The sequence below is a fragment of the Dactylosporangium sp. CA-052675 genome, assembly GCF_050947935.1.
In the GTDB taxonomy this organism is placed as follows: Bacteria; Actinomycetota; Actinomycetes; order Mycobacteriales; family Micromonosporaceae; genus Dactylosporangium.
Window position 1 is genome coordinate 2,582,059 of record NZ_CP192010.1, and the last position, 18,287, is coordinate 2,600,345.

Genomic DNA, 18,287 nt, shown 5'->3' on the forward strand with positions numbered 1-18,287 from the left:
GCAGCGGCGATTCCCCGGGCACTGCGGTCGTCCACCGCCCCGGTGATGAGCGCGAGCAAATTACATCTCCGAAACATTCTGTAACGCTTGGACCATTGTCCGCCTAGATTTGTGTCGTTAGTGTCCTACGGCATCCGACCCGGGATCAAGGGCGGTCCGCCGCCGGGCAATTCCCCGCTACCGGCCACTGTGGACCGACCAGAGAGGGGCAGCCATGACCGTGATTCGCGCCGCCATCGTGCAGACGAACTGGACCGGCGACAAGGAATCGATGATCAAGGCGCACGAGGACTACGCACGACAGGCCGCCGCCCAGGGCGCCAAGGTCATCTGTTTCCAGGAGCTGTTCTACGGCCCCTACTTCTGCCAGGTGCAGGACTCCGCCTACTACGAGTACGCCGAGTCGATCCCCGGCCCGACCACCGAGCGCTTCCAGGCCCTCGCCGCCGAGCTGGGCATGGTCATGATCCTGCCGATGTACGAGCGGGAGCAGCCCGGCGTGCTCTACAACACCGCCGCGGTCGTGGACGCGGACGGCAGGTACCTCGGCAAGTACCGCAAGAACCACATCCCCCAGGTGAAGGGCTTCTGGGAGAAGTTCTACTTCCGCCCCGGCAACCTCGGCTACCCGGTCTTCGACACCGCCGTGGGCAAGGTCGGCGTCTACATCTGCTACGACCGGCACTTCCCGGAGGGCTGGCGGGCGCTCGGCCTGGGCGGCGCCCAGATCGTGTTCAACCCCTCGGCGACCAGCCGCGGCCTCTCGGCCTACCTGTGGCAGCTCGAGCAGCCGGCCAGCGCGGTGGCCAACGAGTACTTCATCGGCGCGATCAACCGCACCGGCATCGAGGACCTCGGCGAGAACGACTTCTACGGCACCAGTTACTTCGTCGACCCCGAGGGCAAGTTCGTCGGCGAGGTCGGCGACGCGCACAACCCGGAGCTCATCGTCCGCGACCTGGACATGGACCTGCTCGCCACGGTCCGCGACCGCTGGCAGTTCTACCGCGACCGCCGTCCCGACGCCTACGGGGAGCTGGTGCGGCCGTGACGAGTCTGTTGATCAAGGGTGGGACGGTGGTCGGGCCGCAGGGGCCGATCGCCGCCGACGTGCTCGTGGTGGGGGAGAAGATCTCGGCGATCTTCATGCCCGGCGACGGGCCGGTCGAGGGTGACTTCGAGGTGCTCGACGCGACCGGCAAGTACGTCATCCCCGGCGCCGTCGACGCCCACACGCACATGGAGATGCCGTTCGGCGGCACCAAGGCCAGCGACACCTTCGACACCGGCACCCGGGCCGCGGCCTTCGGCGGCACCACGACCATCATCGACTTCGCCATCCAGCGCTACGGCGAGGTGGTGCAGGACGGGCTCGCCGCGTGGCACGCGAAGACCCAGGGCGAGTGCCACGTCGACTACGCCTTCCACATGATCCTCGGCGGCGTCGACGACGACTCGCTCAAGGCCATGGACCAGCTGGTCGCCACCGAGGGCATCACGAGCTTCAAGCTGTTCATGGCGTACCCCGGCGTCTTCTACAGCGACGACGGGCAGATCCTGCGCGCGATGCAGAAGGCCCGGGACAACGGCGCCATGATCATGATGCACGCGGAGAACGGCCCGGCCATCGACGTGCTCGTCAAGCAGGCGCTCGAGCGCGGCGAGACGGACCCGATCCACCACGGCATCACCCGCCCGGAGGCGCTCGAGGCCGAGGCGACCAGCCGCGCGATCTGGCTGGCCTCGGTGGCCGCCGACTGCCCGCTCTACATCGTGCACCTCTCGGCCAGCAAGGCCCTCGAGCAGGTCGCCGCCGCCCGGGACCTGGGGCGCAACGTGTTCGCCGAGACGTGCCCGCAGTATCTGTACCTGACCCTGGAGGACCAGCTCGGCGCCGACGGCTTCGAGGGCGCGAAGTGGGTCTGCTCCACGCCCCTGCGCAGCAGGCACGAGAGCCACCGCGCCGACCTGTGGAAGGGCCTGCGCTCCAACGACCTGTCCGTCGTCTCCACCGACCACTGCCCCTTCTGCTTCAAGGACCAGAAGGAGATGGGCATCGGCGACTTCTCGAAGATCCCCAACGGCATCGGCAGCGTCGAGCACCGCGTCGACCTGCTGTACCAGGGCGTCGTCGACGGCAAGCTGTCGCTGGCGCGCTGGGTCGAGACCATCGCCACCACCCCGGCGCGGATGTTCGGCCTCTTCCCGCAGAAGGGCATCATCGCGCCCGGCTCCGACGCCGACATCGTGCTCTACGACCCCGCGGCCCGCACCCGCATCGGCGTCGAGACGCACCACATGAACATGGACTACTCGGCCTGGGAGGGCTTCGAGGTCGCCGGCAAGGTCGACACCGTGATCTCCCGCGGCACCGTGATCGTGTCCGGCGACACCTACCACGGCACCAAGGGCCACGGACGGTTCGTCCGCCGCGGACTGTCCGACTACCTGCTGTAGGAGCATCGATGCGAGAGATCAGGCACTGGCTCGACGGGCAGGCCGTGTCCGGCACCAGCGGCCGGCACCTGCCGGTCTGGGACCCGGCCACCGGCGAGCAGCAGGCGTACGTCGTCGCCGCCACCGCCGCGGAGACCGACGCCGCCGTGGCGAGCGCCCTCGCCGCCTTCCCGGCCTGGCGGGCCGCGTCGCTGTCCCGCCGCGCCGAGGTCATGTTCCGCTTCCGCGAGCTCGTCGACGCCAACCGCAAGGAGATCGCCGCGCTCATCTGCGCCGAGCACGGCAAGACCGTCGCCGACGCGGGCGGCGAGGTGGCCCGGGGCCTGGAGAACATCGAGTTCGCCGCCGGCGCCCCGCACCTGCTCAAGGGCGGCTACAGCGAGCAGGCCAGCTCGGGCGTGGACGTGTACTCCATCCGCCAGCCGCTGGGCGTCGTCGCCGGCATCACGCCGTTCAACTTCCCGGCGATGGTGCCGATGTGGATGCTCTGCAACGCGCTCGTGTGCGGCAACACGTTCGTGCTCAAGCCCAGCGAGAAGGACCCGTCCGCCTCGCTGCTGCTGGCCGACCTGCTGCGCCAGGCCGGTCTGCCCGACGGCTGCTGCAACGTCGTGCAGGGCGACCGGGAGGCGGTCGAGCGGCTCATCGAGCACCCGGACGTGCGGGCGCTGAGCTTCGTCGGCTCGACCCCGATCGCCAAGGCGGTCTACGAGGCCGGCACCCGGGCCGGCAAGCGCGTCCAGGCGCTCGGCGGCGCCAAGAACCACATGGTGGTCCTGCCCGACGCCGACGTGGACGCGGCCGCCGACGCCGCGGTCTCGGCCGGCTACGGCTCGGCGGGGGAGCGGTGCATGGCCGTGTCCGTCGTGGTCGCGGTCGGCGCCGTCGCCGACCCGCTCGTCGCCGCGATCAGGGAGCGGATCGGCCGCATCGCGGTCGGCCCGGCCACCGACCCGGCCGCCGAGATGGGCCCGCTCATCACCCGCGAGCACCGCGACCGCGTCGCGGGCTACCTCGCCGAGCCGGGCTCGGCCGAGGTCGTCGTCGACGGGCGCGAGGCCGCGGTCAGCGCCGGCCCCGGGTTCTTCCTCGGCGCGTCGCTGGTCGACAAGGTGACCCCGGACTCGGCGCTCTACCGCGACGAGATCTTCGGCCCGGTGCTCTCGGTCGTGCGCGCGGACTCCTACGACGAGGCGTTGCGACTGGTGAACGACAACGAGTACGGCAACGGCACCGCGATCTTCACCCGCGACGGCGGTGCCGCGCGGCAGTTCCAGTACGACGTGCTCTGCGGCATGGTCGGCGTGAACGTCCCGGTGCCGGTCCCGGTCGCCTACTACAGCTTCGGCGGCTGGAAGTCCTCGCTCTTCGGCGACCTGCACATGTACGGCCCCGAGGGCATCCAGTTCTACACGCGCGGCAAGGTCGTCACCTCGCGCTGGCCGGACCCGGCCACGTCCGAGGTCGATCTCGGCTTCCCGAAGGTGCGCTGAACACATGAACGAAAGCGCGGTGACAGCATGGACGTAGGGGTGGTGCTGCAGTGCGACCCGCCCGCCATGGGCGTGGTCGAGCTGGCCAGGAAGGCCGAGGCGGCCGGCTTCAGCCACGTGTGGACGTTCGACTCCCACGTGCTGTGGCAGGAGCCGTTCGTCATCTACAGCAAGATCCTCGCCGACACCGAGCGGGTCGTGGTCGGCCCGATGGTGACCAACCCGGGCACCCGGGACTGGACGGTCACCGCGTCGCTGTTCGCCACCCTCAACGAGATGTACGGCAACCGCACGGTCTGCGGCATCGGCCGCGGCGACTCCGCGGTGCGCGTGCTCGGCTCCCGCCCGACCACCCTCGCCGAGCTGCGCGAGTGCGTGCAGGTCATCCGCGAGCTCGGCAACGGCCGATCGGTGCACCTGCGCGACCGGGACCTGCAGTTCGCGTGGGCGCCGGACAGCCGGCTCGAGGTCTGGGTCGCGGCCTACGGGCCCAAGGCGCTCGCGCTCACCGGCGAGGTCGGCGACGGCTACATCCTGCAGCTGGCCGACCCCGACATCGCGGCCTGGATGATCAGGGCGGTCCGCGCGGCGGCGGAGAAGGCCGGCCGGGACCCGGCGGCCATCACGTTCTGCGTCGCCGCCCCCGCCTACGTCGGCGACGATCTCGCGCATCAACGCGACCAGACCCGCTGGTTCGGCGGCATGGTCGGCAACCACGTCGCCGACATCGTCGAGCGCTACGGCGCCGACGGGGCCGTGCCGAGCGTGCTCACCGACTACATCAAGGGCCGCCGCGGCTACGACTACGCCGAGCACGGCCGCGCCGGCAACCCGCACACCGACTTCGTCCCCGACGAGGTCGTCGACCGGTTCTGCATCCTGGGCCCGGTCGAGCGCCACCTGGAGCGCCTCGCCGAGCTGCGGGAGCTCGGCGTGGACCAGTTCGCCCTGTACCTGCAGCACGACGCGAAGGAGTCCACGCTCGCCGCCTACGGCGAGCATGTCATCCCGGCCGTCGCATGAGACGAGTCCTGGGTGCCCTCTGCGGGGTCGCCGCCTTCGTCCTGCTGTGGGAGGGCTACAAGGCGGTCGGCGACGACGAGGGCACCAAGGTCTTCGGGGTGCGCGTCCTCCCGCGCGCCGACGACCTTTCGATGCCCCACCTGTACACCGTCGCGCAGCGCCTGGGCCGGCCCGAGATCGCCGGCGGGCGGCCCATCTGGCGGGTGGTCCTCGACGCGTGCCTGTTCACCCTCGGCATCACGGCGGTCGGCTTCGCCACCGGGGTCGTGATCGGGTTCGTGCTGGCCGCGCTCATGCAGCGCTTCCGGGTCGTGGAGCGGGGCCTGCTGCCCTACGTGATCCTGTCGCAGACCGTGCCGCTGGTGGCCCTGGCGCCGCTGGTGGCCGGCTGGAGCGGGGCGCTGTCGTTCGGCCCCTACCCGTGGCAGGACTGGATGACCGTGTCCACGATCGCCGCGTACCTGGCGTTCTTCCCCGTCGCCGTCGGGCTGCTGCGCGGCCTGCAGTCGCCCTCGGCGAGCGGCGTCGAGCTGATGCGCAGCTACGCCGCCGGCTGGTGGCGCACGTTCGTGAAGCTCCGGCTGCCCAGCGCGCTGCCGTTCCTGTTCCCGGCGCTGCGCCTGGCCGGGGCGGCGGCGGTCGTCGGCGCGGTGGTCGGCGAGATCTCCACCGGCACCCGGGGCGGGATCGGCCGGCTCGTCATCGAGTACTCCCGGGAGGCGACCTCCGACCCGGCCAAGGTCTACACCGCGATGCTGGGCGCGGCCCTGCTCGGCCTGTGCGTCGCCGCGTTCGTCAGCCTGATCGAGCTCCCCCTCATGCGTCATCGTCGTCGGCGCCCGGTGCGGGTCGACCTCACGAAGTTCCGTCGAGCCAGACTGGGCGAAGAGGTGAACGTCATATGACCGCGGTATCGATCGCGGGGGTCAGCAAGGTGTTCAACCAGGGCCGTCCCGACGAGGTGACCGCCCTCTCCGACGTGGACCTCACCGTCGACAGTGGACAGTTCGTCTCCCTCATCGGCCCCTCCGGATGCGGCAAGTCCACGCTGCTGCGGCTCATCGCCGACCTCATCGAGCCCAGCGCGGGGACCGTCACCGTGGCCGGCAAGCCCGCGGGGCAGGCCCGCCGCGAGCAGGAGTACGGCATCGCGTTCCAGCAGGCCGGGCTCTTCGAGTGGCGGACCGTGCGGCGCAACGTCGAGCTGCCGCTGGAGCTGCGCCGGATCCCGCGCCAGCAGCGGCGCACCCGCGCGGAGGAGATGCTCGCGCTGGTCGGGCTCGCGGACTTCGGCGGCCACTACCCGGCCCAGCTCTCCGGCGGCATGCAGCAGCGGGTCGCGATCGCGCGGGCATTGGCCGTACACCCGCCACTGCTGCTCATGGATGAGCCCTTCGGCGCCCTCGACGAGATGACCCGCGAGCGCCTGCAGGGCGAGCTGCTGCGGATCTGCGCGGCGACGTCCACGTCGACCGTCTTCGTCACGCACTCGATCTCCGAGGCGGTGTTCCTGTCCGACAAGGTCGTCGTGATGTCGGCCCGCCCCGGCCGCATCACCGCGACCATCGACATCGCGTTGGCCCGGCGCGACGAGGCGGCCCGCCAGTCCACCGAGTACTTCGACCACGTGACCGCCGTGCGCAAGGCCCTGCGGTCATGAAGCGGGTGCTGCCCCCGGTGCTCGTGGGCGTCCTCGGGCTGCTCGGCTGGGAGCTGGTCGTGCGGGCCGGCCGCATCGCGCCCTTCATCCTGCCGGCCCCGTCGGCGATCTGGGCCGAGCTCGTGCGGCAGCGCGCCAACGTGCTCGACGCGGCCCTGGCCAGCGGGGCCAACGCCCTCGCCGGGCTCGTCGGCGGCACGGTCGTGGCGGTCCTCGCGGCGCTGGCCGCCAGCCGGCTCAGGCTGCTCAGCGAGGTCTCGGTGCCGTTCGCGGCGGTGCTCAACGCGCTGCCGATCATCGCGCTCGCGCCGATCCTCAACAACATGTTCGAGTCCACCAGCAGCGTGCCGCGCCGGCTGGTCGCCGGGATCATCGTGTTCTTCCCGGTCTTCATCAACACGCTGCGGGGCCTGCGCGAGGTCGACCCGACCCACCGCGAGCTCATGGACAGCTACGCCGCGGGCGGCTGGACCTTCGCCCGCCTGGTGCGCCTGCCGGGCGCACTGCCGCACCTGTTCACCGGGCTGCGGCAGGCCTCGTCGCTCGCCGTCATCGCCGCGGTCGTCGCCGAGTACTTCGGCGGCCTGCAGGACGGTCTCGGGGCGCGGATCACCTCCGCCGCCGCGTTCACCGCCTACCCCCGGGCGTGGGCGTTCGTCTTCGGCGCCTGCGTGCTCGGCCTCGCCTTCTACCTCGCCACGCTGCTCGTCGAGCGGCTCGCGATGCCCTGGAAGTCCCGTTTCTGACGGAGGTTCCCCCCAATGAGAAGCATGCCGATCATCGGCGCCGTGGTCGCGGCCGGGCTTGCCCTGTCCGCCTGCGGCACGGCCGACTCCACCTCCCCCACCACCACGACCAGCGGCGGCCTGACCACCGTGAAGCTGCAGCTGCAGTGGTTCTACCAGGCCCAGTTCGCCGGCTACATCGCCGCCGTGGACAAGGGCTTCTACAAGGAGCAGGGCCTCGACGTGCAGCTGCTGGAGGGCGGCGTCGACATCGTGCCGCAGACCGTCCTCGCGCAGGGCAAGGCCGACTACGCCGTGGCCTGGGTGCCCAAGGCCCTCGCCTCGCGCGAGCAGGGCGCCGGCATCACCGACGTCGGGCAGATCTTCGCCCGCTCCGGCACCTACCAGGTCGCGTTCGCCAGTTCGAACATCAAGAGCCCGGCCGACTTCAAGGGCAAGAAGGTCGGCAACTGGGGCTTCGGCAACGAGTTCGAGCTCTTCGCCGGCATGACCAAGGCCGGCCTCGACCCGGGCAAGGACGTCACCCTGGTGCAGCAGCAGTTCGACATGCAGGCGCTGCTGAAGAAGGAGATCGACGTCGCCCAGGCGATGTCCTACAACGAGTACGCGCAGCTGCTCGAGGCCACCGACCCGGCCACCGGCAAGCTCTACAAGCCCGAGGACTTCCAGATCATCGACTGGAAGACCGTCGGCTCCTCGATGCTGCAGGACGCCGTGTGGGCCAACACCGACAAGCTCAAGGACTCCGCGTACCAGGACCGGACCGTGAAGTTCCTGACCGCCACGATCAAGGGCTGGGCCTTCTGCCGCGACAACGCCGAGGAGTGCCGCGACCTCGTGGTGGCCAAGGGCTCCAAGCTCGGCAAGACCCACCAGCTGTGGCAGATGAACGAGGTCAACAAGCTCATCTGGCCCTCGTCGAAGGGGATCGGCCTGGTCGACGAGGCCGACTGGGCGCGCACCGTGGACATCTCCATGACCACGAAGAACCAGACCGGCGACACGGTGCTCAAGAAGAAGCCCGAGGGCCTGGCGTACACCAACGACTACATGCGGAAGGCGCTCGACGCCGCGAAGGCCGCCGGCGTGGACACCACGGGCTCGTCGTTCGCCCCCAGGACGGTCACCCTGACGGCCGGCGGCGCGTAACTTTCAGCGCTTTGTGGATGTCGCGCGTGCATCGGCGCACCGCACGTTGACGGCGCTCGCCGGGCGTGGGCCTACTGAAGCGGTTCAGTAGGCCCACGCTGCCCAGGAGTGTCCATGAAAGCCCCCGCCCGGCTCGCGCTCGCGGCCGTCTTCGCCGTTCTCATAGCCGTCGTCGCGGTGCCGCTCGTGCGGGCCTCCGCGGCCACCGCCGGCTTCGTCAGCCGCTGCGGCATCCACTTCTGCCTCGGCGGCCACACCTACTACTTCGCCGGCGCCAACGTCTACGACACCTTCACGTACGGCGGCAGCTACGGCGACACCGAGACGCAGTGGATGGACAAGGCCCGCATCGACAACCACATGGCCGAGATGGCCGCCGACGGCGTCACGGTCCTGCGCACGTGGATGTTCGACCACGAGGCCTGGCACGGCTTCGAGCCCAGCAAGGGCGTCTACAGCGAGCAGCAGTTCGCCGAGTTCGACTACATCCTCTACTCGGCCGCGCAGCACAACATCCGCGTGATCCCCGTCTTCGAGAACTACTGGGAGGCGTACGGCGGCATCGACACCCGGCTGTCCTGGGAGGGGCTGGCGACGGGGCAGGCCAACCGGTGGCGCTTCTTCAACCAGGCGGCGTGCCCGGGCTGCTTCACGCAGTACCAGAACTACGTGTCGTACGCGCTCAACCGCACCAACCACTACACCGGCGTCAAGTACAAGGACGACCCGGCCGTGTTCGCGTGGGAGCTCATGAACGAGCCGCGCTACGAGGGCCAGGGCGCCGCGGAGAACGTCAACGGGACCACGCTGCGCAAGTGGGTCGACACCATGGCCGCGTACGTCAAGAGCATCGACGGCAACCACATGGTCGGCGCCGGGCTGGAGGGCCACGGCACGAAGTACGGCTTCGGCGGCGACGAGGGCAACCCGTTCGTCGCCATTCAGCAGTCGCCGTACATCGACTTCACCTCGGCGCACCCGTATCCGAACGAGGGCTGGGCGAACCTCACGCTGGCCCAGACGAACACGCTCGTCAACGCCTGGATCGCCGACTCGCACAACGTGGTCGGCAAGCCGTTCTTCCTGGGCGAGTTCAACACCCAGGGCGTGGACCGCAGCACCTGGTGGACCTCGATCTACACCAACCTGCAGACCCAGGACGCGGACGGCAGCGCCTTCTGGTGGTACCCGGACGGGCAGGCCGGCGGCGACAACTACAGCGTCAAGAAGGGCGCGCCGGAGCTGGCGGTGTTCAAGGCGCACTCCGCGTTCATGGTCGCCAAGAGCGGCGGCAACCCCCCGACCTCCACGAGCGCCTCGCCGTCCAGATCGGCATCGGCGTCCGCGTCGCCGTCGGCATCGGCCTCCGCGTCCCGTTCGCCCTCCGCGTCGGCCTCCGCGTCCCGTTCGCCCTCCGCGTCGCCCTCGGCCGGCGGCGGGTGCAAGGTCGGCTACACGCTCAACGACTGGGGCGGCGGCTTCACGGCGAACGTGACCGTCACCAACGCCGGCCCGGCCCCGATCACCGGCTGGACCCTGAAGTGGACGTTCGCCGGCAGCCAGGCGATCGGCAACGCCTGGAACGCCACGGTGACCCAGTCGGGCCAGGCGGTGACCGCGGCCGCGATGTCCTACAACGCGACGATCCCGGCCGGCGGCAACACGCAGTTCGGCTTCCAGGGCACCTACAGCGGCACGAACGCGGTCCCGGCGCAGTTCACCCTCAACGGGGCGGCCTGCGCCAGGGCCTGAGCTACGCCAGGTGCTCGTCCGCCGTCTCCAGGGCGTCGTCGATCGCGTCGATGCCCTGGAGCAGCTCCTCCTCGGAGATGATCAGCGGTGGTACGACGTGCACGCGGTTGAAGTGCGTGAAGGGCCACACGCCGCGGCGCTTGCACGCGGCGACCACGTCCGCCATCGGCTTCGCGGCCGGGCCCGCCGCGTTGTAGGGCACGAACATCTCGCGCGTGCCGCGGTCGCGGACGAGCTCGATCGCCCAGAACAGGCCGAGCCCGCGCACGTCGCCGACGCACGGGTGCCGGTCGCGCAGCTTCTCCAGGCGCGGCCGGACCACCCGCTCGCCGAGGTCGCGCACGCGCTCGGGGATGCCCTCGTCGCGCATGACCTCGATGGTGGCCACGGCCGCGGCGCAGGCGAGGGGGTGCCCGGAGTAGGTGAGGCCGCCGGGGAAGGGGCGCTCGGCGAACGTCTCGTAGACGCGCGGGCCGAGGATGACGCCGCCCAGCGGGACGTAGCCGGAGTTGACGCCCTTGGCGAACGTGATGAGGTCGGGCACCACGCCCCAGCGGTCGACCGCGAACCACGCGCCGCACCGGCCGAACCCGCTCATCACCTCGTCGGCGATGAGCAGTGCGCCGTGGCGGTCGCACAGCTCACGCACGCCGGCCAGGTAGCCGGGCGGCGGCACGAGGATGCCGTTGGTGCCCACGACCGGCTCGAGGATCACCGCCGCGATCGTCTGCGGGCCCTCGAGGCTGAAGACCTCCTCGAGGTGGGCCAGGGCGCGCTCGGACTCCTGCTCCTCGGACTCGGCGTGGAAGGGGGAGCGGTACGCGTACGGCCCGAAGAACCGCACCACGCCCGGCATGGCGGGCTCGTTGGCCCAGCGGCGCGGATCGCCCGTGAGCGTGATCGAGCCCGTGGTCGCGCCGTGGTAGGAGCGGTAGGCGGCGAGGATCTTGTGCCGGCCGGTGGTGCCGCGGGCCATGCGGATCGCGTGCTCGTTGGCCTCGGTGCCGCCGTTGGTGAAGAACACGTGCCGCAGGTCCCCGGGCGCGACCGAGGCGATGAGCCGGGCGGCCTCACCGCGCGCCGCGTTGCCGAACGTGGGCGCGATCGTGCACAGCTTCGCGGCCTGCTGCTGGATCGCGGCCACGACCCGCGGGTGCTGGTGGCCGAGGTTGAGGTTCACCAGCTGCGAGGAGAAGTCGAGGTAGCGCGTCCCGGCCTCGTCCCAGAACGTGGCCCCGAGCCCGCCCTCGACCACCACCGGGTCGAGCAGCCGCTGCGCGGACCAGGAGTGGAAGACGTGTGCGCGGTCGTCGCGGTACGCGTCGGTGCGTTGTCCCGTCATGAGCCGACGTTAATGGCACACGTCCGCCCGAACAATATCCGCTCTGTTTCAGATTGTTACCGGCAGTATCCTGACGCCATGCAGATCACCTCGGTGACGGAACTGGAGGAACTGCTCGGGTCGCCGATGCCCCGGGCCGTGACCAAGGAACGCGACCGCCTGTGCGCGACCGACCGCGACTGGCTCGGGCTCTCCCCGTTCGTGCTGGTCGGCACCGCCGACGCGGACGGCAACTGCGACGTCTCCCCGAAGGGCGACCCGCCGGGCTTCACGCACGTCATCGACGAGCGCACGATCGCCCTGCCCGAGCGCCCCGGCAACCGCCGCGCCGACGGCTTCCACAACATCCTCGCCAACCCGCACGTGGGCCTCATCTACCTCGTCCCCGGCCGCCGGGAGACGCTGCGGATCAACGGCCGGGCCCGGCTGCTCACCGACGCGCCCTGGTTCGACGAGCTGGTCGTGGAGGGCCACCGGCCGATCCTGGCCCTCGTGGTCGACATCGACACGATCTTCTTCCACTGCCAGAAGGCGTTCATGCGCTCGAAGCTGTGGAAGCCCGAGACCTGGACCCCGGAGGCGCTGCCCACCCACGCCACCCTCGTCAAGAGTGTCCAGGACACCCCGGAGACCGTCGAGGAGCTCGAGGCCTACTACGCCGAGAGCAACTACGCGCGCGGCCTGTATTAGGGGCTTAGCCCCACTGTGCCCGGCGCCCCGGGCGAGAAGAATGGCCGCATGAAGCCGTGGCCGTTTGCTCGCCGGGGGCTGCTCGGCGTCGCGCGGGTGGCCGTCGCCGGCATCCTCTGGGCGCCGGTCCACATCGTGCTCATCGTCTTCACCGTGGTCTCGTTCGTGCTCACCCTGGCCGGGGTCGGGCTCGTGCTGGCCCCGCTCGTGCAGCTGATGGTGCGCGCCTACGCCGGCCGGCGCCGGCGGCAGGCCCGCGAGTGGAGCGGGGTCGACATCCCGCCGCCCTACCACCCGCGCCCCGCCGGGGCGTTCATCGGCTCGCCGCGGCGGTGGCTGTGGCTCGTGCGCGACCCGGCGACCTGGCGCGACCTGCTGTGGCTCGTCGGCGGGGCGCCGCTGGGGGTCGCGTCCGGGGCCGTCGCGGTGGGGGCGCTGCTCTACGGCGTGCAGGGCATCGTGCTGCTGCCGGTCATCGCCAACCTCGTCTCCGGCGACGACACCGGCTACGGCGTCACCTGGCCGCTGCACCCGATCAGCTACGCGTCGGTGCCGTTCCAGGGCGCCCTGATCACGGCCGGCGTGCTGTACGGCGCGCCGTGGCTGCTGTGGGCGCTGGCGAAGTACGACCACAGCCTCCTCGGCCCGACCGGCAAGGCGCTGCTCGCCCGCCGCGTCGACACCCTGACCCAGACCCGCACCGACGTCGTCGACGCGCAGGCGGCCGAGCTGCGCCGCATCGAGCGCGACCTGCACGACGGCGCGCAGGCCCGCATCGTCGCGCTCGGCATGAGCCTGGGCATGGCCGAGGACCTCGTCGTGCACGACCCGGCCGCCGCCCAGCAGCTCATCGCCGAGGCCCGCGAGGCCAGCGGCCTGGCCCTGGCGGAGCTGCGCCGGCTCGTGCGCGGCATCCACCCGCCGGTGCTCGCCGAGCGCGGCCTGCTCGGCGGCCTGCGCGCGCTGGCCCTGACCCTGCCGCTGCCCGTCGTCGTCGAGGGCGAGCTGCCCGGCCGGCCCGCGGCGCCGGTCGAGTCCGCCGTCTACTTCGCCGTCGCCGAGGCCCTCGTCAACGTGGTCAAGCACAGCGGGGGCCGGGCCGCCTGGGTATCGTTGTCGTACCTCGGGGGAGCCCTCTACTGCAGCGTCAGCGACGACGGCGTGGGCGGCGCCGCGCCCCGGGCCGGCTCCGGGCTGGCCGGGGTCGAGCGGCGGCTGGCCGCGTTCGACGGCCTGCTGCGCGTCGACAGCCCGCCCGGCGGACCGACCGTGCTGACCATGGAGCTGCCGTGCGTGTTGTCATCGCCGAAGACCTCGCCCTCCTCCGCGACGGGCTGATCAGGCTCCTCGGCGCGTACGGCTTCGACGTGGTCGCGGCCGTCGACAACGGCACCGACCTGCGCTCGGCCCTGCTCAGCCACCGCCCCCAGGTCGCGGTCGTGGACGTGCGCCTGCCGCCCACCTTCACCGACGAGGGCCTGCGCGCGGCGATCGCGGCCCGCGCCGAGGTCCCCGGGCTGCCCGTGCTGGTGCTGTCCCAGCACGTCGAGCAGCTTTACGCGCGCGAGCTGCTCTCCGATCGCGGCGGCGGCGTCGGGTACCTGCTCAAGGACCGCGTCGCCACCGTGGGCGAGTTCGTCGAGGCGGTCCGGCGGGTCGCGGCCGGGGGCACCGCGATGGACCCGGAGGTCGTCTCGCAGCTGCTCGCCCGCAACGCCGGCGCCCCCACCCGGGCGCTCACCCCGCGGGAGCGCGAGGTGCTCGGGCTCATGGCCGAGGGCCGCTCCAACGCCGCCATCGCGGGCCGGCTCTTCGTCACCGAGAAGGCGATCGGCAAGCACATCAACAACATCTTCACCAAGCTCGGCCTGCCCCCGTCCGAGGACGACAACCGCCGCGTCCTGGCCGTCCTCGCGTACCTCAACGCATGAACCGGGACGCGCTGATCGCCCGGCTCCGCGCCGCCGGGTGCGTCTTCGCCGAGGAGGAGGCCGACCAGCTCCTAGCGGCCGGGGCCGATCCCGCGGCCCTGGAGTCGATGCTCGCGCGCCGGGTCGCCGGGGCCCCGCTGGAGCACGTCCTCGGGTTCGCCGAGTTCGCCGGGGTCCGGGTGGCCGTGACCGACGGCGTGTTCGTGCCCCGGCACCGCACGCAGCTGCTCACCGACACGGCCCGCGGGCTGCTGCGCGACGGGGGCACGGTGCTCGACCTGTGCTGCGGCACCGGCGCCCTCGGCCTGGTCGTGGCCCGGGGCTTCCGCGGTGTCCGGCTGGTCGCGACCGACCTGGACCCGGCGGCCGTCGGCTGCGCGCGCCGCAACCTCTCCGGCGTGACCGACGAGGTCTTCGCGGGCGATCTCTTCGCGCCGGTACCGGATGATCTGCGCGGCCGCGTGCACGTCCTGCTCGCCAACGTGCCCTACGTGCCGACCGCCGAGATCGCCTACCTGCCCGAGGAGTTCCGCGTGCACGAGGCCCGCGCGGCCCTGGACGGCGGCCCGGACGGCCTCGACGTGCTGCGCCGCGTCGCCGCCGAGGCCGCGGGCTGGCTGGCCCCGGGCGGCGCGCTGCTCACCGAGGCCGGCGAGGGGCAGCTGGGCACCGCCCACGCGCTGCTGCGCGCGGGCGGGCTCCGGCCGCGCACGGTCACCGATCCGCGGACCGAGACCAGCGTCGTCGTCGCGGTGCGGGGCCTGACCTAGACGTTCATCGCCACGCGCTGCCCGAGCTCGTGGCTGATGCGCTCGAACGTGCCCGCGTTCTCCTGCTGCTGCACCAGGTTGGTGCGCAGGATCTGGGCGCACTGCACCTCACCCATGAGCAGCGCCTTGTCGATGAGGCCGTGGTAGGCCGCGACGCCCAGGTGCGCCAGGCGCGTCTCGGCGTCGACGGTGTAGATCTCCATCGCCTCCATCGACGGGCCCTGCCCCGCGAAGGCCTGGAACTCGGCGCGCATCCCGTCCACCGTCAGGCACGGGACGTCCTCGGGCTCGGCCTCCATCATCGCGAAGCACGTCTCGAGGTTCTGGATCTTCTGCTGACCCTGCTGCTGCTGGGCGCGCAGGATCTGGGCCAGCGGGCTCTGCTCGGTCCGGCCGAGGATCTCGCCGACGAGCTGGTTGCTCCTGCGCTCGGCGTCGTACAGGCCCGACAGCTCGTAGAGGAACAGGTCGGCCGGGTTGTCCAGTGGCATGCGCTTCTCCCTCGGGTTGGTTGGGGACGCACCCGACCTACCCGGAATGCTCGCGGCATCCGCGCCCGTGGCGGGGTGTTGCGAGGGTGGTTCGCGGCGAAAACGCCCGCACCTAGTCCTTCGGCCAGCTCGCCTCGATCGCGCCGAGGACGTCCTTCGCCGGCTTGCCGTCGATCCAGTCGATCATCCCGGTCCAGAAGGTGCCGGTGCCGACGGCCGCGGGCATCATGTCGGAGGCGTCGAAGCGGAACACCGTGCCCGGGTCGGTCAGCAGCTGTGCGGACAGCCGCTCGACCGGTGAGCGCAGCGCGTCGCGGTCGATGGCCCGGTTCGCGCTGACCGCCCCGCCGAGCCGGGCACGGTGATCCGCCCACTGGGGTGTCGAGAGGTAGGACGCGACGGCCCGCACCTCGGGCCGGTCCGTGAAGGCGCCGGCGAACTCGCCGGCGCCCAGCACCGGCCGGGGCCGGGCCGGGTCGAGCGGGGGCAGGTAGAACGCGAAGACGTCGCCGTCGGGGCCGATCCGGGTGCCGTCCGGCCACTCGTTGGCGTAGAAGGACGCCTGGCGGTGCAGGGCGCACGCGTTCTGCAGGATCGGCAGGCCGCCCTCGGACATGGCCACGGTCGCGATGGACCGCACGCCGCCGTAGCCGCCGTTGACGTACCGCGGATCGCGCAGGATCGCCCCGGCCTTGTCCAGCGCCTCGACGATCCGGGCGTCGTCGAACGGGATCCTGTGGGCCACCCAGAGGTCGTACACCTGCGGCCCGGCCGTGCGCAGGAGCACGTCCTCGAGCCAGTCGGTGATCGGGAACCCGGTCGCGGCGCCCGACTCGGCGCCGGCGCACCACGGCGTCACCCCGTCGGCCGCGATCCGCTCGGTGAGCGTCATCAGCTGCGCCCACGTGTCCGGGATCGCGTACCCGTGCTCGGCGAAGAATCTGGGGGAGTACCACACGAGCGACTTGATGTTCGCGTTGAGCGGGGCCGCGTAGAGCTCGCCGTCGACGGTGCCGTAGGTCTGCCACTCCGCCGACCACCAGCGCTCGACGTGCGCCTTGACCTCGGCCGGGACGGGCTTGAGCCCCTTGCCGCGGGCCATGTCGGCGATGAGGCCCGGCTGCGGGAACAGCGCGATGTCGGGCGGGTGCCCCGCGGCCGAGCGGTCCTTGAGATCCTGCTCGAACGCGGCGATGCCGTCGTAGTCGACGGTGATGCCGGTGCAGTCCTCGAAGTCGCTCCACGAGCGCAGGAGCTTGTCCGCCTCGGCGTTGCGGATCGGGCCGGTCATCGTGACCTTCGTGCCCTCGTGCCTGCCGTACGCGGCGTACTGCGCGCACGCGTCCGCCGCCCGGTCCGCCGGCGTGCTCTTCGCGCAACCGGCCAGCACCAGGCTCAGCGCGACGAGGAGGACACGGACCCGCATGGCAAGGTGATCTTAAGCCGCGAGCGCCGGGCCCGGGGCCGGGTTCGCCACCATCACGCACCCCTTGCCGCTCGCCTTGGCCGCGTACATGGCCTGGTCGGCGTCGTGCAGGAACGCCTCGACGTCGTCGTGGCCGTGCCACCGCGCGACGCCGATGCTGGCCCGCGGTACGACCTGGACCGAGCCGAACGTGACCGGCTCCCGCAGCGCGGCGAGCACCCGCTGGGCCACCGCCACGGGATCGTCGGCGCCGTCGAGCAGCACCGCGAACTCGTCGCCGCCGAGCCGGGCCGGCGTGTCGGCGCCGCGCACCTGGTCCCGCAGCCGGTCCGCGACCGCCACGAGCAGCCGGTCGCCGGCGGCGTGCCCGTGCACGTCGTTGACCTGCTTGAACCCGTCGAGGTCGATGAGCAGCAGGGCGGTGTCCGGCCGGCGGCGGGCCTGCTCCAGGCGCTCGCGCAGCAGCACGCGGTTGGGCAGCCCGGTCAGCCCGTCGTGGTACGCGCGGTGGTTGAGCTGCTCGAACGCGTCGCGCAGGACGCCGACCGTGTTGTTCAGCGACCGGCTCATCTGCCCGACCTCGTCCTCGGAGTCGAGATCGAGGTGCTGCTGGAAGTCGCCCCCGGCCACCGCGGTGAGCACGGTGACGGCCCGGCGCAGCGGCCGGCTCAGCTGCCGCGCGGCGAGGATCGCGACGCCGGCCGCGACGACCCCGCCCACGACGAGCAGGATGGTCACGTTGCGGCTGGTCCGGGCCGTGCGCTCGCCGATCTGCCGGTTGCCGGCGGCGACCGCGTCGACGAGCCGGCGCAGGAACTCGTCCGCGCGGGTCTTCACCGTGCGCGCGACCGACTCGGAGCGCACGAGCACGATGGAGACCGCGTTGTCCCGGTCGCCGCGGCGGCTGGCGGCGAGGCCGGTGTCGCGGGCGGTGCGGTACTGCCCGATGACCTTGCTCAGCAGCGCCAGCTCGCGCAGCTGCGCCTTGGCGAGCCCGATGTGGGCCAGGTCGGCGAGGTGCGCGCCGATCTGCCGGTCGGTGTCGGCGATGACGGCCTCGTAGCGGTCGCGGTAGAAGCCGGGCTGGGAGAGCAGGTGCGACTGCACGGCCTCCATCTGCAGCCCGACCGCGGAGCGCACGGCCACCATGTGCGACATCGCCACGACGTCGCGGCGGTACTGCACGTCCTGCTGGGCCGCCACCCCGCGGAGGTTCACCAGCCCGTAGGCCGCGATGCCCGCGAAGATCGAGGCGACCAGCATCGCGATCCCCACGATCTTGGTGGCGATGCTGCGATTGCGGACCCACGACGGCACGGTGTCACTGATCGACCGCTCCGCGGTTGCCGTGCAGTAC

General features: G+C 71.7%; 17 protein-coding genes. 13 read left to right on the top strand and 4 right to left on the bottom strand.

Going from position 1 to position 18,287, the window contains the following annotated elements:
• The first annotated feature begins 214 nt into the window (after positions 1–214).
• The 9 genes from ACQP1P_RS11700 to ACQP1P_RS11740 all read left to right on the top strand — a co-directional run bounded on the left by ACQP1P_RS11700 (position 215) and on the right by ACQP1P_RS11740 (position 10,280).
• Positions 215–1,051 (top strand): nitrilase-related carbon-nitrogen hydrolase, encoded by an 837-nt coding sequence (locus tag ACQP1P_RS11700; RefSeq protein ID WP_433085870.1) that lies wholly within the window; start codon positions 215–217, stop codon positions 1,049–1,051.
• On the top strand, positions 1,048–2,457 hold the full coding sequence (gene hydA, locus ACQP1P_RS11705) for a dihydropyrimidinase (RefSeq protein ID WP_433085872.1): 1,410 nt from the start codon (positions 1,048–1,050) through the stop codon (positions 2,455–2,457). The genes ACQP1P_RS11700 and hydA overlap by 4 nt, the downstream gene beginning before the upstream one ends.
• Positions 2,458–2,465: 8 nt before the next feature.
• On the top strand, positions 2,466–3,950 hold the full coding sequence (mmsA, locus tag ACQP1P_RS11710) for a CoA-acylating methylmalonate-semialdehyde dehydrogenase (protein ID WP_433085874.1): 1,485 nt from the start codon (positions 2,466–2,468) through the stop codon (positions 3,948–3,950).
• A gap of 27 nt (positions 3,951–3,977) precedes the next feature.
• On the top strand, positions 3,978–4,973 hold the full coding sequence (locus ACQP1P_RS11715; RefSeq protein ID WP_433085876.1) for a TIGR03842 family LLM class F420-dependent oxidoreductase: 996 nt from the start codon (positions 3,978–3,980) through the stop codon (positions 4,971–4,973).
• The gene (locus ACQP1P_RS11720) at positions 4,970–5,878 is read left to right on the top strand and encodes an ABC transporter permease (RefSeq protein ID WP_433085878.1); all 909 of its coding nucleotides are present in this window, start codon (positions 4,970–4,972) and stop codon (positions 5,876–5,878) included. The genes ACQP1P_RS11715 and ACQP1P_RS11720 overlap by 4 nt, the downstream gene beginning before the upstream one ends.
• Entirely contained in the window at positions 5,875–6,633 is a 759-nt protein-coding gene (locus tag ACQP1P_RS11725; RefSeq protein ID WP_433085880.1) for an ABC transporter ATP-binding protein, read from the top strand. The genes ACQP1P_RS11720 and ACQP1P_RS11725 overlap by 4 nt, the downstream gene beginning before the upstream one ends.
• A complete protein-coding gene (locus ACQP1P_RS11730) occupies positions 6,630–7,379 on the top strand; it encodes an ABC transporter permease (RefSeq protein ID WP_433085882.1) in 750 nt (249 codons plus the stop codon). Before ACQP1P_RS11725 ends, ACQP1P_RS11730 begins: the two co-directional genes overlap by 4 nt.
• Before the next feature lie 15 nt (positions 7,380–7,394).
• Positions 7,395–8,528 (top strand): ABC transporter substrate-binding protein, encoded by a 1,134-nt coding sequence (locus ACQP1P_RS11735; RefSeq protein WP_433085884.1) that lies wholly within the window; start codon positions 7,395–7,397, stop codon positions 8,526–8,528.
• 114 nt (positions 8,529–8,642) lie between these two features.
• A complete protein-coding gene (locus ACQP1P_RS11740; RefSeq protein ID WP_433085886.1) occupies positions 8,643–10,280 on the top strand; it encodes a cellulose binding domain-containing protein in 1,638 nt (545 codons plus the stop codon).
• Position 10,281: 1 nt separating this feature from the next.
• Here the strand turns inward: ACQP1P_RS11740 and ACQP1P_RS11745 are convergent, their stop codons facing one another.
• The gene (locus ACQP1P_RS11745) at positions 10,282–11,622 is read right to left on the bottom strand and encodes an aspartate aminotransferase family protein (RefSeq protein WP_433085888.1); all 1,341 of its coding nucleotides are present in this window, start codon (positions 11,620–11,622) and stop codon (positions 10,282–10,284) included.
• 78 nt (positions 11,623–11,700) lie between these two features.
• Between ACQP1P_RS11745 and ACQP1P_RS11750 the strand changes: the two genes are divergently transcribed.
• The 4 genes from ACQP1P_RS11750 to ACQP1P_RS11765 are packed head-to-tail and all read left to right on the top strand — an operon-like array spanning position 11,701 to position 15,013.
• Entirely contained in the window at positions 11,701–12,312 is a 612-nt protein-coding gene (locus tag ACQP1P_RS11750; RefSeq protein ID WP_433085890.1) for a pyridoxamine 5'-phosphate oxidase family protein, read from the top strand.
• Positions 12,313–12,360: 48 nt separating this feature from the next.
• Complete coding sequence (locus ACQP1P_RS11755) at positions 12,361–13,650, top strand: sensor histidine kinase (RefSeq protein ID WP_433085892.1); 1,290 nt, start codon at positions 12,361–12,363, stop codon at positions 13,648–13,650.
• Positions 13,602–14,243 (top strand): LuxR C-terminal-related transcriptional regulator, encoded by a 642-nt coding sequence (locus tag ACQP1P_RS11760; RefSeq protein ID WP_433085894.1) that lies wholly within the window; start codon positions 13,602–13,604, stop codon positions 14,241–14,243. Before ACQP1P_RS11755 ends, ACQP1P_RS11760 begins: the two co-directional genes overlap by 49 nt.
• Positions 14,240–15,013, top strand: coding sequence for a putative protein N(5)-glutamine methyltransferase (locus ACQP1P_RS11765; RefSeq protein WP_433085896.1), 774 nt, complete (start codon positions 14,240–14,242; stop codon positions 15,011–15,013). Before ACQP1P_RS11760 ends, ACQP1P_RS11765 begins: the two co-directional genes overlap by 4 nt.
• Here ACQP1P_RS11765 and ACQP1P_RS11770 read toward each other — a convergent pair.
• The 3 genes from ACQP1P_RS11770 to ACQP1P_RS11780 form a co-directional block, all read right to left on the bottom strand.
• The gene (locus ACQP1P_RS11770) at positions 15,010–15,504 is read right to left on the bottom strand and encodes a DUF892 family protein (protein WP_433085898.1); all 495 of its coding nucleotides are present in this window, start codon (positions 15,502–15,504) and stop codon (positions 15,010–15,012) included. The genes ACQP1P_RS11765 and ACQP1P_RS11770 overlap by 4 nt on opposite strands.
• A gap of 112 nt (positions 15,505–15,616) precedes the next feature.
• Positions 15,617–16,930 (bottom strand): ABC transporter substrate-binding protein, encoded by a 1,314-nt coding sequence (locus ACQP1P_RS11775; protein ID WP_433085900.1) that lies wholly within the window; start codon positions 16,928–16,930, stop codon positions 15,617–15,619.
• A gap of 12 nt (positions 16,931–16,942) precedes the next feature.
• The gene (locus ACQP1P_RS11780; RefSeq protein WP_433085902.1) at positions 16,943–18,247 is read right to left on the bottom strand and encodes a diguanylate cyclase domain-containing protein; all 1,305 of its coding nucleotides are present in this window, start codon (positions 18,245–18,247) and stop codon (positions 16,943–16,945) included.
• Positions 18,248–18,287 lie beyond the last annotated feature (40 nt).

Coding starts and splice junctions, on each gene's coding strand:
- ACQP1P_RS11700 (WP_433085870.1), top strand. CDS start 215: ATGACCGTGATTCGCGCCGCCATCGTGCAGACGAACTGGACCGGCGAC.
- mmsA (WP_433085874.1), top strand. CDS start 2,466: ATGCGAGAGATCAGGCACTGGCTCGACGGGCAGGCCGTGTCCGGCACC.
- ACQP1P_RS11715 (WP_433085876.1), top strand. CDS start 3,978: ATGGACGTAGGGGTGGTGCTGCAGTGCGACCCGCCCGCCATGGGCGTG.
- ACQP1P_RS11720 (WP_433085878.1), top strand. CDS start 4,970: ATGAGACGAGTCCTGGGTGCCCTCTGCGGGGTCGCCGCCTTCGTCCTG.
- ACQP1P_RS11725 (WP_433085880.1), top strand. CDS start 5,875: ATGACCGCGGTATCGATCGCGGGGGTCAGCAAGGTGTTCAACCAGGGC.
- ACQP1P_RS11730 (WP_433085882.1), top strand. CDS start 6,630: ATGAAGCGGGTGCTGCCCCCGGTGCTCGTGGGCGTCCTCGGGCTGCTC.
- ACQP1P_RS11735 (WP_433085884.1), top strand. CDS start 7,395: ATGAGAAGCATGCCGATCATCGGCGCCGTGGTCGCGGCCGGGCTTGCC.
- ACQP1P_RS11740 (WP_433085886.1), top strand. CDS start 8,643: ATGAAAGCCCCCGCCCGGCTCGCGCTCGCGGCCGTCTTCGCCGTTCTC.
- ACQP1P_RS11745 (WP_433085888.1), bottom strand. CDS start 11,622: ATGACGGGACAACGCACCGACGCGTACCGCGACGACCGCGCACACGTC.
- ACQP1P_RS11750 (WP_433085890.1), top strand. CDS start 11,701: ATGCAGATCACCTCGGTGACGGAACTGGAGGAACTGCTCGGGTCGCCG.
- ACQP1P_RS11755 (WP_433085892.1), top strand. CDS start 12,361: ATGAAGCCGTGGCCGTTTGCTCGCCGGGGGCTGCTCGGCGTCGCGCGG.
- ACQP1P_RS11765 (WP_433085896.1), top strand. CDS start 14,240: ATGAACCGGGACGCGCTGATCGCCCGGCTCCGCGCCGCCGGGTGCGTC.
- ACQP1P_RS11770 (WP_433085898.1), bottom strand. CDS start 15,504: ATGCCACTGGACAACCCGGCCGACCTGTTCCTCTACGAGCTGTCGGGC.
- ACQP1P_RS11775 (WP_433085900.1), bottom strand. CDS start 16,930: ATGCGGGTCCGTGTCCTCCTCGTCGCGCTGAGCCTGGTGCTGGCCGGT.